The organism is Streptomyces sp. SID5785 (assembly GCF_009870065.1).
In the GTDB taxonomy this organism is placed as follows: Bacteria; Actinomycetota; Actinomycetes; order Streptomycetales; family Streptomycetaceae; genus Streptomyces.
In genome coordinates this window covers 1-14,760 of sequence record NZ_WWIA01001058.1, presented here as the reverse complement: position 1 = coordinate 14,760, position 14,760 = coordinate 1, and the positions used below count along the sequence as shown (strand labels likewise).

General features: G+C 72.5%; 11 protein-coding genes and 2 pseudogenes. 8 read left to right on the top strand and 5 right to left on the bottom strand.

What is annotated here, in order from left to right; genetic code table 11:
* Positions 1-82: 82 nt before the first annotated feature.
* Positions 83-1,114, bottom strand: a pseudogene (locus tag GTW43_RS34195) (SPFH domain-containing protein); the annotation flags it as partial.
* A pseudogene (locus GTW43_RS34190) lies at positions 1,110-2,177 on the bottom strand (FAD-binding protein); the annotation flags it as partial. The pseudogenes GTW43_RS34190 and GTW43_RS34195, both read right to left, overlap by 5 nt.
* Before the next feature lie 236 nt (positions 2,178-2,413).
* On the opposite strand from GTW43_RS34190, the gene GTW43_RS34185 reads away from it, so the two are divergent.
* Complete coding sequence (locus GTW43_RS34185) at positions 2,414-3,757, top strand: radical SAM protein (protein ID WP_161305308.1); 1,344 nt, start codon at positions 2,414-2,416, stop codon at positions 3,755-3,757.
* 90 nt (positions 3,758-3,847) lie between these two features.
* Here GTW43_RS34185 and GTW43_RS34180 read toward each other — a convergent pair whose 3' ends face one another.
* The gene (locus GTW43_RS34180; protein ID WP_161305305.1) at positions 3,848-4,861 is read right to left on the bottom strand and encodes an asparaginase; all 1,014 of its coding nucleotides are present in this window, start codon (positions 4,859-4,861) and stop codon (positions 3,848-3,850) included.
* A gap of 134 nt (positions 4,862-4,995) precedes the next feature.
* Here GTW43_RS34180 and GTW43_RS34175 point away from each other — a divergent pair, with 134 nt between their 5' ends.
* From GTW43_RS34175 to GTW43_RS34165, 3 genes are all read left to right on the top strand, one after another.
* A complete protein-coding gene (locus GTW43_RS34175; protein WP_161305306.1) occupies positions 4,996-5,463 on the top strand; it encodes an Lrp/AsnC family transcriptional regulator in 468 nt (155 codons plus the stop codon).
* Between the two features lie 203 nt (positions 5,464-5,666).
* Positions 5,667-8,084, top strand: coding sequence for a beta-N-acetylglucosaminidase domain-containing protein (locus tag GTW43_RS34170; protein WP_343246202.1), 2,418 nt, complete (start codon positions 5,667-5,669; stop codon positions 8,082-8,084).
* Positions 8,085-8,181: 97 nt separating this feature from the next.
* Positions 8,182-8,412, top strand: a complete 231-nt coding sequence (locus tag GTW43_RS34165) for a hypothetical protein (protein WP_161305855.1) — start codon at positions 8,182-8,184, stop codon at positions 8,410-8,412.
* Here GTW43_RS34165 and GTW43_RS34160 read toward each other — a convergent pair.
* Both GTW43_RS34160 and GTW43_RS34155 read right to left on the bottom strand, forming a co-directional pair.
* Positions 8,409-9,131 (bottom strand): response regulator, encoded by a 723-nt coding sequence (locus tag GTW43_RS34160; protein ID WP_161305854.1) that lies wholly within the window; start codon positions 9,129-9,131, stop codon positions 8,409-8,411. The genes GTW43_RS34165 and GTW43_RS34160 overlap by 4 nt on opposite strands.
* Entirely contained in the window at positions 9,128-10,771 is a 1,644-nt protein-coding gene (locus GTW43_RS34155) for a sensor histidine kinase (RefSeq protein WP_202502299.1), read from the bottom strand. Before GTW43_RS34155 ends, GTW43_RS34160 begins: the two co-directional genes overlap by 4 nt.
* Before the next feature lie 212 nt (positions 10,772-10,983).
* Between GTW43_RS34155 and GTW43_RS34150 the strand changes: the two genes are divergently transcribed.
* The 4 genes from GTW43_RS34150 (at position 10,984) to GTW43_RS34135 (ending at position 14,626) form a co-directional block, all read left to right on the top strand.
* Positions 10,984-11,841: an ABC transporter ATP-binding protein gene (locus GTW43_RS34150; RefSeq protein WP_161305852.1), complete on the top strand. Its 858-nt coding sequence runs from the start codon at positions 10,984-10,986 to the stop codon at positions 11,839-11,841.
* A complete protein-coding gene (locus GTW43_RS34145; protein ID WP_161305851.1) occupies positions 11,831-12,703 on the top strand; it encodes an ABC transporter permease in 873 nt (290 codons plus the stop codon). Before GTW43_RS34150 ends, GTW43_RS34145 begins: the two co-directional genes overlap by 11 nt.
* A 79-nt stretch (positions 12,704-12,782) precedes the next feature.
* Positions 12,783-13,871, top strand: coding sequence for an ABC transporter substrate-binding protein (locus GTW43_RS34140; RefSeq protein ID WP_161305850.1), 1,089 nt, complete (start codon positions 12,783-12,785; stop codon positions 13,869-13,871).
* 140 nt (positions 13,872-14,011) lie between these two features.
* Positions 14,012-14,626, top strand: a complete 615-nt coding sequence (locus GTW43_RS34135; RefSeq protein WP_161305849.1) for a GNAT family N-acetyltransferase — start codon at positions 14,012-14,014, stop codon at positions 14,624-14,626.
* Positions 14,627-14,760: the final 134 nt, after the last annotated feature.

The following is a 14,760-nucleotide window of genomic DNA, read 5'->3' as shown; positions in this document are numbered from 1 at the left end:
GACCGCTCCACTCTACCGGGGCCCCGGCACCGCCCCGCCGGGGGCGGGCCGCGCCGGGCCCCCGCCAGCAGCGGAGCGGCGTTCAGCGCACGTCGACGGGCCCGTCGTCGCCGCCGCGGGGCGTGGCCAGGTACCGCTCGATCGCGGCGCCGGGCGCCGCACCGTCGGCCTGCTCCCCGCCCAGGTTCTTGCGGACCGAGTCGAGGATCGTCAGGCCCTGCCCGACCAGACCGGCCGCGATCTCGCCGAGGCCGTCCGCGCCGTTCAGCACGTTGACGTTGGCGCCCGACAGGCCCGCGGACGCCTCCTTCACGATCTGCGGCAGCTGGTCGATGAGCATCCGGTCCAGCGCCACCCGGTCGTACGAGGCGGCGGCCTCGGCCTGGATCTTCATCCGCTCGGCCTCGGCCAGGGCGAGGACCCGGATCCGCTCCGCGTCGGCCTGCGCCGGCTTCACGACCTCGGCGACGAGCTGCTTCTCGCGCAGTTCGGCCTGGCGCAGCGCCAGCTCGGTCTGCGCGGAGAGCACCTCCTGCTGCGCGTGCGCGAGGGCGAGCGGCCCCGCCTGGTCGGCCTGCGCCTTGGCCCGGTCGACCTCGGCGCTGTACTCGGCCTGCACGACCGCGGTCTCGCGCGCGTACTCGGCCTGCTTGCGCGCCGCCGCCTGCTCCGCCTCGGCGGCGGCCTGCGTGGCCTGCGCCTGGGCGATCTGCGCGGCCCGCTGGATGTTCGCCTTGTGCGGCCGCGACATCGCCTCGATGTACCCGGTGTCGCCGTCGTCGATGGACTGGATCTGCAACGAGTCGACGTGCAGCCCGATCTTGGCCATCTCGGACTTCGACGTGTCGAGGACCTCGGTGGCGAGCTTCTGCCGCTCGGTGACGATCTCCTCGACCGTCATCGAGCCGATGATGGAGCGCAGGTGACCGGCGAAGATCCGCCCGGTCAGGACGGACATCTGGTCCTGGTCGGACAGGAAGCGCTGACCGGCGTTGACGATCGACTCGTGGTCGTTGCCGACCTTGAAGGCGATGACGGCGCGGACCGTGAGGGCGATGCCCTGCCGGGTCACGCACTTCTCGACGACCTCGGCCTCCATCATCGCGAGCGAGAGGGTCCTCCACCAGCGACACGACGGGCAGCACCCGGCGCGTCTCGGCGACCCACGTGAAGTGGAACGCGACGGTGTCCCGTCCGTACGCCGGGCTCAGCCACTGCGTGTCCGCCGCCACCGTCCGCACCTCGCACACCTGGAGCACCGGTGCGATCCGGTCCCGTACGGCGTCCAGCGCGGCCAGGGCCGCCCCGGCACACTCCCGCGGCAGCAGGTACTCGGACTGCAGCTCGTCCCCGCTGCTCGGCACGAACCCGGCGCGGAAGTGCGGCAGCCGCTCGTGCCACGGTCCGGGCACCCCGCCCTGCTCGGTGCAGTTCTCCGCGGGCATCCCCGGCACCGGATGCCGGGCCTCGGCCACCGGCGCTGCCCACGGGAAGCCGACGGGCTCCGGCGTCCGCTGCTTCGCCCACACCTGGACGAACCGCGGCCCGCGCCAGTCCGTGAACAGACTCACGCTGTACGCGGCCGACGTGACGGCGTCGAAGTCGAGCCCCCGGAAGGGCAGTTCGCCGAAGACGTGCTGGGTGACGCCGTACGACGGCTCCGCGTCGAGGGTCAGCGAGAGCACCGCCCCGAGCGCGCCGAGCGCGACCACCGCCCCCTCGAAGCCGGTCTCGCCGCGCGACAGGGTCACCACGTCGCCGGACGCGGTCAGGATCTCCACGGCGCGCACGGCCTCGGCGAGCGACCGGTTCGCATTGCCCGACCCGTGCGTACCGGTCGCCACGGACCCGGCGACGGAGATGTGCGGCAGGGACGCCATGTTCGGCAGGGCGAGTCCCCGGGCGTCGAGCGCGGCGGCCAGCTCCGCGTACCGCACCCCGCCGCCGACCCGCACCGTGCGGGCGCGCGTGTCGACGTCGACCCCGCCGCCGAGTCCGGCCAGCGACACCAGCGCGCCGTCCCGGCCCGCGTCCACGTCCGCGATCCGGTTGAACGAGTGCCCGCTGCCGAGCACCCGCACGTGCGGGCTCGCCGCGACCAGCGCGCGCAGCTCGCCGAGGGAGCCGGGGCGGTGCAGCCGGTCGGTGGAGAAGGCGATGTTCCCGGCCCAGTTCACCGGTGCGGCCGCTGCGGGCGCGGCGGAGGGGACGGCGGGATCGGTGGCTGCGCGCTCGTGCACGGGGGTGCCCCCTTCTTCGGGCTTCGGGAATCGGCCTCCCGGCGATTGGATCACGACGCCCCCGGCGCGCCCAGGGGGTCGCAGCGGGGCCCCCGGAAGGTCCGGGGGACATCCGGGGGCATACCGTGAGAGGCGAAGCACGGCCCGGCAGGAACAAGGAGTGGGTGTACGGGATGGACGCGAAGGCCGACAAGGCGGAGAGCCGCACGGCGCTGGTCGAGGACCTGATGGAGCGCTTCCCGCACGTCCCCAAGGAGGCGGTCTTCAAGGAGGACCTGCTGCGGGGCGGTGTGGCGTTCGACCCGTCGGCGCTGAGTGACAACGAGGGCGGCGAGGTCAAGCCGAAGTCCTACTTCATCTTCTCCTTCGACCACGGCACCCTGCCCGAGCTGGGCGAGGCCGCGCTGCGCCGCCCGCCCGAGGAGATCGTCCTCACCGGCGGCCCCTACGACCTGCGCCGCACCGTCGTCTCGGTCCGCGTGAACCCGTCGTCCCCGTACCGTGTCGCGGCGGGCGAGGACGGCATGCTCGGCCTCTACCTCGACGGGAAGCGCATCTCGGACGTCGGCGTGCCCCCGATGCCGGAGTACTACCGGCACAAGCTCTCCAACGGGAAGTCGGTCATGGAGGTGGCCCCCACCATCCAGTGGGGCTACCTGATCTACCTGACCGCGTTCCGCGTGTGCCAGTACTTCGGCGCCAAGGAGGAGTGCCAGTACTGCGACATCAACCACAACTGGCGCCAGCACAAGGCGGCCGGACGCCCCTACACGGGCGTCAAGGACGTCGACGAGGTCCTCGAGGCGCTGTCGATCATCGACCAGTACGACACCGCGAAGGCCTCCACCGCGTACACGCTCACCGGCGGCGCCATCACCTCGAAGGTCCAGGGCCTCGACGAGGCGGACTTCTACGGGCGCTACGCCAAGGCCATCGAGGAGCACTTCCCGGGCCGCTGGATCGGCAAGGTCGTCGCGCAGGCGCTGCCCAAGGACGACGTGCAGCGCTTCAAGGACTACGGCGTGCAGATCTACCACCCCAACTACGAGGTGTGGGACGAGTACCTGTTCAAGATGTACTGCCCGGGCAAGGAGCGCTACGTCGGCCGCGACGAGTGGCACAAGCGCATCCTCGACTCCGCGGAGATCTTCGGCGCGCGCAACGTCATCCCGAACTTCGTCGCCGGTGTCGAGATGGCCGAGCCCTTCGGCTTCAAGACGGTCGACGAGGCCATCGCCTCCACCACGGAGGGGCTGCGCTTCTTCATGTCGCAGGGCATCACCCCGCGCTTCACCACCTGGTGCCCCGAGCCGACGACCCCGCTCGGCAAGGCCAACCCGGCGGGCGCTCCGCTCGAGTACCACATCCGGCTGCTCGACGCGTACCGCTCCACGATGGACGACTTCGGCCTGTCGTCCCCGCCCGGCTACGGCCCGGCGGGCGCCGGCCGCGCCGTCTTCTCGGTGAGCTCCTTCATGGACAGCCTCGCACCGAACGCGGAGTCGGTGGAGATCTGACCGGCCGGTCCCGGCCGCGGGCGCGCGGGGCCTGGTCGCGCAGCTCCCCGCGCCCGGCGACGAGGAAGAGGAACCGGCGGAGCCGGGGCGCTACGCCGCCTCGGCGACAGCCTCCGCGCCCTCCCCGAGCAGCTCCCGCACGAGCTTGCCCCGAACCCCCGCCGCCCCCTCGGAGAGCAGCGCCGACAGCACCGCCACCCGGGTCTGCCCGGCCCGCAGCACCCCGCTGAGCACCGCCCCGGCGGCGACGAGGTCCACGGCGCCGCCCCCGGTGTAGATCTCGGCCAGCGGACCGGCCGGCACCCGCGTGGAGACGGCGACGAGCACGCCCGCCGCCACGGCGGAGCCCACCGCCTCGACGAACTCCGGCGTCGCGTTCCCCGCGCCGGTCGCCACCAGCACGATGCCGCGCGCACCCGCCGCGACCGCCGCTTCGAACAGCGCCGGATCGGCGTCGCTGTGGTGCATCACGATGTCGACGCGCGGTATCGCGGCCCCGGCGGGCGGCACGGCCAGCGGCGCCGGACGCTGCGGGGTGCGGCGGATGTCGACCCGGCCGAAGCCGAGCCGGCCCAGCGGCGCGGGGGCCGACGGGTCGGCGAACGCGTCCGCCGCGAGGGTCTGCGTCTTGACGGTGCCGCGTGCCGCGTGCACCTTGCCGTCGAACACGACCAGGACGCCCAGGTCCCGTGCGAAGGCGGCGACCTGCAGCGCGTCGTACATGTTCCCCGGGCCGTCGCCGTCCGTGGCGCCGAGCGGCTTCTGCGCACCGGTGAAGACGACCGGGCGCGGGTCGTCGTGGTGCAGGTCCAGGAGGAACGCGGACTCCTCGAGGGTGTCCGTGCCGTGCGTGACGACGATGCCGTCGACCGACGGGTCGGCCAGCACCTCACGCACGGTGCGCAGCAGGGTGAGCTGGCGCTCGGTGGTCATCCGCGAGCTGTTCACGTTGAACAGGTCGACGACCCGGACCTCGACCCCGTCCGGCACGGCGGCGCTGGCCAGCACGGTGTCCCCGCCCGCGTCGGCGGCGTAGCCGGTGCCCTGCCAGCGGCTGGCGATGGTGCCACCGGTGCTGATGAGGGTGATGCGCTTGGGTTCCATGGTGGCTGCCTCACGGGTCGCGGGGGGTCACGGGCGCGTGACAGGGCTGTTCATCGCAAGGGTAATGCGAACGAGGCGCAATGCGATTGCTGATCTGCTGGCTCATCGCGCGTAGCGTGCGAGATGATTGCGCGATGGACAGGATCGACATGAATATCTTGCGCGAGCTTCAGGCGGACGGGCGGCTCAGCAACCAGGAGCTCGCGCAGCGCGTGGGCCTGAGTCCGTCCCCGTGCATGCGGCGGGTGCGCCAGCTGGAGCAGGACGGCGTCATCCAGGGGTACCGGGCGGTCATCGACCCGGAGGCGGTCGGCCGCGGCTTCGAGGTGCTCGTGTCCATCGAGGTGCGCCGCGACCGGGAGTCCGTGGAGGCCTTCGAGCGGGCGCTCCAGGACATCCCGGACGTGATCGAGGCCTACCGCCTCTTCGGCAGCCCCGGCTGTCTGCTGCGGATCGCCGTCGCGGACCTCGCCGCGTACGAGCGACTGTGGATCGAGCGGCTCACCGCGCTCGGCGGGGTCACGGAGGTGAACTCGCAGATCATCATGAAGCGGGTCAAGGAGCCGGAGGGCCTGCCGGTCCCGGAGCGGCCCTCCGTCTAGGGCCTGTCGGTGCTCGATCGGGGCGAGGTGTGCGTCATGGTCTAGACCAAGAGGTCTAGACATGTCAAGGGTGCTGTGCCACGGTGTCCGGCGGAACACCCCGTGCTCTTCTTTGCTCTGAGAACTCGTCAACCGAGCAGAAAACGACAGGTGTTGACGCCCTCCCGAGTGCCGCCACCGGGCGTCGAACGGATCGGAGACCCGTGAAGAGATCCCCGAACAGCTCCCCGAAGAGAGCCCGCTCGCTCGGCGTCGCGCTCGTGGCCGGTGCCCTCGCCGCCGGCCAGCTCGCCGCACTCGGCCCCGCGGCGCACGCCGCCCAGCCGGCCGCGGCCTCCGCACAGCGCCCCCTGCCCACCGTCTCGCCCGCTCCGCTGTCCCTCGCGCGCGAGGGTGGCGACGCCGAGGTCACCGGGCGCGTCGCCGTCGTCGCCGACGGCCGGACCGACGCCGCCGCCCGCGACCGCCTCGTGCGCGAGCTCAGGGCCCACGGCGCCGACCGCGTCGACGTCCGCGCACCCGGCGCCGCCGTCCCCGCCGGTGTGCTCACCGTGCGCCTCGGTCCCGCCGGCCGGCCCGACATCGCCCGCGCCCTCGGCGAGGTGACCGCCCCCGACAGGGCCGAGGGCTACGCCCTGCGCGTCACGTCACGCGGAGCGGCGCGCGAGGTCGCCCTCGCCGGCCACGACGCCACCGGCCAGTTCTACGCCGTGCAGACCCTCCGCCAGCTCTTCGTCCGGTCCGGCGGCGGCTGGCGCGTCGCGGGCGCCCGCGTCGAGGACCGGCCGGCCATGCCGCTGCGCGGCACCATCGAGGGCTTCTACGGGCAGCCCTGGACGGCCGCCGAACGGCTCGACCAGATGGACTTCTACGGCGACGTCAAGGCCAACACCTACGTGTACGCGCCCAAGGACGACCCGTACCACCGCGACAAGTGGCGCGACCCCTACCCGGACGACAAGCTCGCCGAACTCGGCACCCTGGTGCGGCGGGCCGACGCCAACCACGTCCGCTTCACCTTCGCGCTCTCCCCGGGCGGTTCGGTCTGCTACTCCGACCCCGCCGACCGCGCGGCCCTGAAGACCAAGCTCCAGGCCGTCTACGACCTCGGCGTGCGCGCCTTCTCCCTCCCGCTCGACGACATCAGCTACACCGAGTGGAACTGCGCGGGCGACGAGGCCGCCTACGGCGCACCCGGCCGCGAGGCCGCCGCCCGGGCCCAGGTCGACCTCCTCAACGACGTCCAGAAGAACTTCGTCGCCACCCACGAGGGCACCCACCCGCTCCAGACGGTCCCCACCGAGTACGGCGACCTCACCGACACCGCGTACAAGCAGACGATGCGCGCGACACTCGACCCCGACGTCGTCGTCATGTGGACCGGCACCGCCGTCGTCCCGCCCGCCATCACCGACGAGCAGGCCGACGCCGCCTCCCGGCTCTTCGGCCGCAAGGTCTTCGTGTGGGACAACTACCCCGTCAACGACTTCGGTCAGACCAGTGGACGGCTGCTCCTCGCCCCCTACGACAAACGCGAGGCGGGACTGTCGGAGCACCTCAGCGGCATCGTCGCCAACCCGATGAACCAGCCCTACGCCAGCAAGATCGCCGTCTTCGGAGCCGCGTCCTTCGCCTGGAACGACCGCGACTACGACGCACAGGCCACCTGGAAGGCCGCCACGGACCACCTCGCGGGCGGCGCCCCCGAGGCCGCCCGCGCGCTGCGCGTCTTCGCCGACCTCGAGCACCTCGCGCCCACCTTCGGCGAGACCCCCTGGCAGGAGCAGGCGCCGCAACTGGCCGCCCGCATCGACCGGTTCTGGACCGCATGGAAGGCCGGCGACCGCACCGAGGCACTCTCCGGCCTGCGCGGCTACGCCCGGCAGATCGCCGCCGCGCCCGGCCGCATCCGCGCCGGTTCGGTCGAGCCCGGCTTCGTCGCCGACGCCGCGCCCTGGCTCGACGCCACCGCGCTGTGGGGCCGGGCCGCCGTCGCCATGACCGACGCCCTCGCCGCCCGCGTCGACGGCGACGTGGACCGCGCCCGGGAACTCCTCGCCGAGTCCCGCACCCTCCAGGAACAGGCCGCCGCGGTGAAGGTCGACCCGGCCCGCAACACCTGGGGCAAGGCCCCGGTGAAGGTCGCCGACGGCGTGCTCGACACGTTCCTCGTCCAGGCCGACACGATGCTCGAACTGTGGGACTCCGCCGGCGGCTCCGAGAACCTCGCCGTGCAGGGCACCGCCACCGCCTCCAGCGTCGAGCAGGACCTCGACCGGCTCAAGGCGGCGAACGTCAACGACGGCTCCTACCAGACCCGTTGGGCCTCCGGCTACGCCGACGACTCCTGGGTCAGGATCAAGCTCGCCGCCCCCGCGAAGGTCGCCGCGGTCACCCTCGCCTGGGAGAGCGCCTGTGCCGCCGAGTACCGGGTCGAGACCTCGGCCGACGGCGTCCACTGGACCACCGCCGCCACCCGCACCCCGGCCGCCTGCGGCACCGACGTCGTCCGCCTCACGCCCGGCGAACCCGTCTCCTACGTCCGCATGCAGGGCGTCAGACGCACCTCGGCCTGGGGCTACTCCCTCTACGAGATGGGGGTCTACGGCACGCCCGCCTGACCGTCGACGGCCGGGCCCGGCCCACCCCCCGGACGGACGGCGCGGCGCCGCAGGGTGCATGATCGCCGTACGGAACCGACCGACCGGGGGAAACGACATGGCGAAGCCGGTACGCGCCTCACTGGGCGAGATGTGGATCACCTGCCAGGTGTGCAAGGGCGATCTCTTCCGCGAACGCGGCGTCAAACTCAACAGCTCCGGCGGCGAGCTCTTCAACCTGGCCTGGGCCGACGAGACCGCGACGGGGCTGATCTGCTGGCGCTGCGGCTTCGTCCACCTCTTCGCCAACAAGGAGATCAGGCTCCACCGCGCCAAGGACGTCTCCTAGGGCGTGCCCCGGGCCTCCCGGTCCGGGGCCGTGGGCGGGGTGCGTCCGTAGCGGTGCTCCGGGCGGCCCGCGTCCCCGTAGCGGAGCGTCAGATGCAGGGCGCCGTTGTCCTGGAGATGGCGCAGATACCGCTGGGCGGTGGAGCGGCTGATGCCCGCGCGGAACGCCACGTCCTGCGCCGACAGCGGTGCCTCGGCCTCCGTGACGACCTGGTGGACCAGCTCGGCGGTGGGGCCCGACCAGCCCTTCGCCGGGCCCGCCGCGCCGGCCGGCGGGGTACGCACCGCGCCGAAGATGCGGTCGATGCGCTGCTGGCCCGGCGTGGCCCGGCCGCCCGCGTCCCGCAGCGAGCGCCGCAGCTCCACATAGCTCTCCAGACGCGAGCGCAGGCCGTCGAACGTGAACGGTTTGACCAGGTAGTGGAGCACGCCGTAGCGCAGCGCCGCCTCCACCACCTCGACGTCCTGCGCGGCGGTCACCATGATGACGTCGCTGCGCACACCCTGCCGCCGCAGCGCCCGGACGAGGTCGAGGCCCGTGCGGTCGGGGAGATAGTGGTCGAGCAGCAGCAGGTCGACCTCGCGGGTCTCCAGCGTGCGCAGGGTCTGCAGGGCGGTGTGCGCGGTCCCCGCCACCCGGAAGCCGGGCATGCGCTCCACGTAGGCGGCGTTGATCTCGGCGACGTGGAAGTCGTCGTCGACCACCAGGACATCGATCACGAGGGCTCTCCTGCCAGGACGGGCCGGTCCGGGGACGGCGCGGGCCGGGACACGATGTCGGGGAACGTGACGGTGAAGACCGCGCCGCCGCCGGCCCGCGCGGCGACGCGCGCCGTCCCGCCGTAGCGCTCGGCGAGGCTGCGCACCATGGCGAGGCCGAGCCCGCGGCCGCGGTGCGCCGGGGACTCCTTGGTGCTCCACCCCTCCTGGAAGACGGTGTCGCGCAGGTCCACCGGGACCCCGGGACCGTTGTCGCTGACCCGCACGACGACGGTGTCCCGCTCGACGAACGCCTCCACCTCGACGACGGGCCGCCCGACGCGGCCCCCGCCGACCACGTCGAGCGCGTTGTCGATGAGATTGCCCAGCACGGTGACGACGTCCCGCGCGTCGATCAGCCCCGTCGGCAGATGCGTCCGGTCGGACAGCCGCAGGGTCACCCCGCGCTCCGACGCGATCGCCGACTTGCCGACGAGGAGCGCCGACACCATCGGCATCCGGACCCGCTCCGCGAACTCCCCGGCCGAGGCGCGCCGCGCCCGGGTGAGCCCGGCGACGTAGCCGCGGGCCCGGTCGGCGAGATCGAGCTCCAGGAAGCCGAGGACGGTGTGCAGCCGGTTGGCGTGCTCGTGATCCTGCGCCCGCAACGCGTCCAACAGGCCTTTGATGGAGTCGAGTTCACGGCCGAGCAGCTCGACCTCGGTGCGGTCGCGCAGGGTGACGACGGCGCCGCCGTCGGGGGTCGGCATCCGGTTGGCGATGAGCACCCGGTTCCCGCGCACCGTGAGCAGGTCCCGCCCGGTCACCTGCCCGGCGATCACGTCGCGCGAGCGGCCCGGCGGCAGGACGTCCGCGAGAGCGCGCCCCTCCGCTCCCTCGGCCCCTTCGGTGAGCGCGAGCAGCCGCGCCGCCTCGTCGTTCACGAGCCGCACCCGACCGCGCCCGTCGAGCGCGATGACGCCCTCGCGCACCGCGTGCAGCATCGCCTCGCGCTCCGAGAGCAGCGCCGAGATGTCGGCCACCGACACGCCGTGGGTGCGCTTGCGCAGGGTGCGGGCCACGAGGAACGCGGCGCCCGCGCCGAACGCCAGCGCCGTGCCCGCGTACCGCAGCAGCCCGGGCAGCGCGGACAGCAGCCGGTCCTGCACCCCCGAGTACGCGATGCCGACGGACACCGCACCGATCACCTCGCCGCCCGCGTCGCGCAGCGGCACCTTCGCCCGGGCCGAGCGGCCGAGCGTGCCCCGGTCGACCTGGAGGACGACGTTCCCGTGCAGCGCGGACCGGGGATCGGTCGACACGTGCCGTCCGACCTGCCGGGCGTCCGTGTGCGACCAGCGGATGCCGTGCAGGTCCATCACGACGACGTACAGGGCCCCGGTGGCGCGCCGGGTCCGCTCCGCCTGCCGCTGCACCGGTCCGCCGACCTCGGCGTGCGTGCCGAGGAGGCCCGCCGCGATCTCCGGGTCGGCGGCCGTGGTCTGTGCGACGGCGAGCGCCTGGTGCTCGGCCTGGTCGTCGAGCTGGGTGCGCAGCGGTTGCAGGAACAGGCCCGTGAGGAGCAACAGCACTCCGGTGGTGATCAGCAACTGGGCGATCAGAACCTGGGCGAACACCTGCCTCGGCCAGCCGATGCGCAAGCGGGCCACTGTCGACACCTGCCTTCGGGAACTCTCCCGCACGACCAGACGTTTCGCGAGGGTGACGGCACCGTAACCGGCCCCGTCCGGCCGGGGAAGAGCCCCGGCCCCGCGGCCGTCGGCACAATGAGCAGAAGTCCTTTTACGCGCACAATCGGCGGTTGCCGGAGAAAACTTCCGCGCCGGGCGCCCCGTTCCTAACGTTCCGCGGCATGACGAGCCGCATCCCCGGCAGCACGCCGGACCGCCCCCCGGGCACGAACCCCTCGAGCCCGGCCATCGAACTGCGCGGGGTCCGCAAGGCCTTCCGCACCCCCTCGGGCGCCTCCCACACCGCCGTCCACGATCTCGATCTGACCGTGCAGCAGGGCGAGTTCGTCGCCGTCGTCGGCCCGACCGGCTGCGGAAAGTCCACCACCCTGACCCTGGTCAGCGGGCTCGAGGAGCCGACCGACGGCGACGTGATGCTGTCCGGCACGCCCGTGCGCGGCATCGACGAGCGGGTCGGCTTCGTCTTCCAGCAGGACGCCACGTTCCCGTGGCGCACCGTGCTGTCCAACGTGACGGCGGGACCCCGCTTCCGCGGCGTCCCCAGGACGCAGGCCAGGGAGCGGGCCCGCGAGTGGCTGGCCCGGGTCGGCCTGACCGCCTTCGAGGACCGCTACCCGCACCAGCTCTCGGGCGGCCAGCGCAAGCGCGTCGCCCTCGCCGCCACGTTCGTCAACGACCCCTCGATCCTGCTCATGGACGAGCCGTTCTCCGCGCTCGACGTCCAGACCCGCGCCCTCATGTCGGACGAGCTGATGGAGCTGTGGGCGGGCACCGGGTCCTCCGTCGTCTTCGTCACCCACGACCTGGAGGAGTCCATCGCCCTGGCCGACAAGGTCGTCGTCATGACCGCCGGACCGGCCACCGTCAAGGAGGTCTTCACCATCGACCTCCCGCGCCCGCGCCGCGTCGAGTCGATCCGCCTCGAACCCCGCTTCGTCGAGATCTACCGCGAGATCTGGTCCTCGCTCGGCGAAGAGGTCCGCATCACCCGCGAGAGGGGCGCTCAGCATGCCGTCTGACACCACGAACGCCGTGCCCCTCGCCAAGACGGACGACGCACCCTCCGCGCGCACCGCCGAACGCGCCCGCGCCGCGCGCCGCCGCCGCGGTCTCGTGCTGCTGTGCCGTGCCGCCGTACTCGTGTGCGTCCTCGGCGTGTGGGAGTGGTTCTCGCGGGCCGGGGTCATCGACCCGTTCAACTTCTCGATGCCCTCGAAGATCTGGGACCAGATCCAGCAGTGGGCGCTGCACGGCACCCCGCAGGGATCCCTGCTCGAACAGGTCTGGTACACGCTCTACGAGGCGCTGCTCGGCTGGGTCCTCGGCGTCGTCGCGGGCGTCGTGCTCGGCATCGCGCTGGGCCGCGTCCGCTTCCTGGCCGACGTCATGGGCCCGTACATCAAGGTCCTCAACGCGCTGCCGCGGATCGTGCTCGCACCGATCTTCCTCATCTGGTTCGGCCTCGGACCGGCCTCGAAGGTCGCCTCCGCCGTCGTCCTCGTCTTCTTCCCCGTCTTCTTCAACGCCTTCCAGGGCGCCCGCGAGGTCGACCGCCACCTCATCGACAACGCCCGCATCCTCGGCGCCCGCGACCGGCAGGTCACCTTCCAGGTCGTCATCCCCGCCGCCACCTCGTGGATCTTCACCAGCCTCCACGTCAGCTTCGGCTTCGCCCTGATCGGCGCCATCGTCGGCGAGTACATCGGCGCGACCAAGGGCATCGGTCTGCTCGTCTCCGCCTCGCAGGGCACCTTCAACTCCGCCGGGGTCTACGCCGCGATGGTCATCCTCGCCGTCGTCGCCCTGCTCGCCGAGGGGCTGCTGACCTTCCTCGAGAACAGGCTCTTCCGCTGGAAGCCGGCCGCCACCGAGGCCCGCTGACCCCTCACATCCCCGCCTCCCCACGTCCCCACGTCGCCACGTCCTCACCTCCGCTTCCTTCTCTGCTCCAGGAGTGCTGATGTCCCGTCGCAAGCTCGCCGTCCGTCTCACCGCCGTGACCGCGGCCCTGGCCGCGCTGGCCGCGCTCGGCGGCTGCGCCGACGAGGTCTCCTCGAAGGCCACCGAGGGCGGCGGCACAGGCGGCAAGGGCGACCACGTCAAGATCATGGTGGGCGGCATCGACAAGGTCATCTACCTGCCCGCGATGCTGGCCCAGCGCCTCGGCTACTTCCAGGACGCGGGCGTCGACGTGGAGCTCCTGAGCGAGCCCGCCGGCATCGACGCGACCACCTCGCTCGTCGCGGGGAACGTCCAGGGCGTCGTCGGCTTCTACGACCACACCCTCGACCTCCAGACCAAGGGCAAGTCCGTCGAGTCCGTCGTGCAGCTGGCCCGGACCCCGGGCGAGGTCGAGATCGTGTCGAACAAGGCGGCGGGGGACCTGAGGTCGCCGAAGGACTTCGCGGGGAAGAAGCTCGGCGTGACCGGCCTCGGCTCCTCCACCGACTTCCTCACCAAGTACCTCGGCGTGCACGACGGCGTGAGCGTGGACCGGTTCACCAACGTCGCCGTCGGCGCCGGCCAGACCTTCATCTCCGCGCTGCAGCAGGGGTCCATCGACGGCGGCATGACCACCGACCCGACCGTCGCGCAGATCCTCGACAAGAAGATCGGCAAGGTGCTCGTCGACATGCGCACCCCGGAGGGCTCCCGGCAGGCGCTCGGCGGTCTGTACCCGTCGTCGAGCCTCTACATGAACACGGACTGGGCGGACCAGCACAAGGACACCGTCCAGAAGCTCGCCGACGCCTTCGTGCGCACGCTCGCGTGGATGTCCACGCACAGCGCGAAGGAGATCGCGGCGAAGATGCCGAGCGACTACGCGCAGGGCGGCGAGGGCCTGTACGTGAAGGCGATCGAGAGCACGCTGCCGATGTTCACGAAGGACGGCACGATGCCGGCCGACGGCCCGCGGACGGTGCAGCGCGTGCTCAAGTCCTTCAACCCGAACCTGAAGAACGCGACGATCGACCTGGAGAAGACGTACACCAGCGAGTTCACCGACAAGGCGAAGGCGAAAGCGAAGGCGGAGCCCGAGGCGAAGTAGCGAGCCACCGGTGAGCACCGGCGCGCACCAGGTCGTGCGGGCACGGTGAGCACCCGACGAACCGCCGTCGGCCGTGCGTCCGTTCTCCCCCCTGTTAAACGGATTGCACGGCCGGCGGCCCGCGGTCTACAACGGCGGGGATGACCACGCTCCCGCTTCCGCTCGGCACCGAACGGCTCCGCCTGCGCCTGTTCACGCCCGACGACCTCGACGACCTGTACGCGTACCAGCGGCTGCCCGAGGTCGCCCGCCACCTCTTCCGGCCCCCGCTCACCCGCGACCAGTGCGCGCAGAGCCTGGACCGGCGTGCCGCCGCCCCGGCATGGACCGAGGACGGCGAGGCGCTCGTGCTCGCCGTCTGCCCGAAGGACGAGGACCGGGTCGTCGGCGAGACCGTCCTGAAGCTCGAGAGCGCCCGCGCGCGCCAGGTCGAGATCGGCTGGATCTTCCATCCGGCGCACGGTGGGCGGGGGTACGCGACGGAGGCGGCGCGCGCGACCGCCGGTCTGGCCTTCGGGGCACTCGGCGCCCATCGGCTCTTCGCCCGTCTCGATGTGCTCAACACCGCCTCGGCGCGGGTGTGCGAGCGGCTGGGCCTGCGCCGGGAGGCCCACCTCGTGGAGAACGACCTGGACGGTGAGCGGTGGGCGAGCGAGTACGTGTACGCGACGCTGGCCCGGGAGTGGGCCGCGCGGGAGGGGGGCAGTGGTCCAGACCCATTGACGAATGGTCTGGACCTGCCTAGCGTGCCGTGACGGTTCGTTTTCGACGTGACCACGTCAATCCTGAACGCGGAGGCCCCCACATGCCCGTTCGCAGACGTCTGCCCCGGCCCCGGATGCTCGCCGCCGCGCTCGCGGCGGCCGCGGCCCTGTCCACGGTCCTCGTA

Excerpts from the sequence above, each read along its gene's own strand:
- GTW43_RS34150 (WP_161305852.1), top strand. The coding sequence starts at position 10,984 with ATGACGAGCCGCATCCCCGGCAGCACGCCGGACCGCCCCCCGGGCACG.
- GTW43_RS34145 (WP_161305851.1), top strand. The coding sequence starts at position 11,831 with ATGCCGTCTGACACCACGAACGCCGTGCCCCTCGCCAAGACGGACGAC.
- GTW43_RS34180 (WP_161305305.1), bottom strand. The coding sequence starts at position 4,861 with ATGGAACCCAAGCGCATCACCCTCATCAGCACCGGTGGCACCATCGCC.
- GTW43_RS34175 (WP_161305306.1), top strand. The coding sequence starts at position 4,996 with ATGGACAGGATCGACATGAATATCTTGCGCGAGCTTCAGGCGGACGGG.
- GTW43_RS34140 (WP_161305850.1), top strand. The coding sequence starts at position 12,783 with ATGTCCCGTCGCAAGCTCGCCGTCCGTCTCACCGCCGTGACCGCGGCC.
- GTW43_RS34165 (WP_161305855.1), top strand. The coding sequence starts at position 8,182 with ATGGCGAAGCCGGTACGCGCCTCACTGGGCGAGATGTGGATCACCTGC.
- GTW43_RS34185 (WP_161305308.1), top strand. The coding sequence starts at position 2,414 with ATGGACGCGAAGGCCGACAAGGCGGAGAGCCGCACGGCGCTGGTCGAG.
- GTW43_RS34135 (WP_161305849.1), top strand. The coding sequence starts at position 14,012 with ATGACCACGCTCCCGCTTCCGCTCGGCACCGAACGGCTCCGCCTGCGC.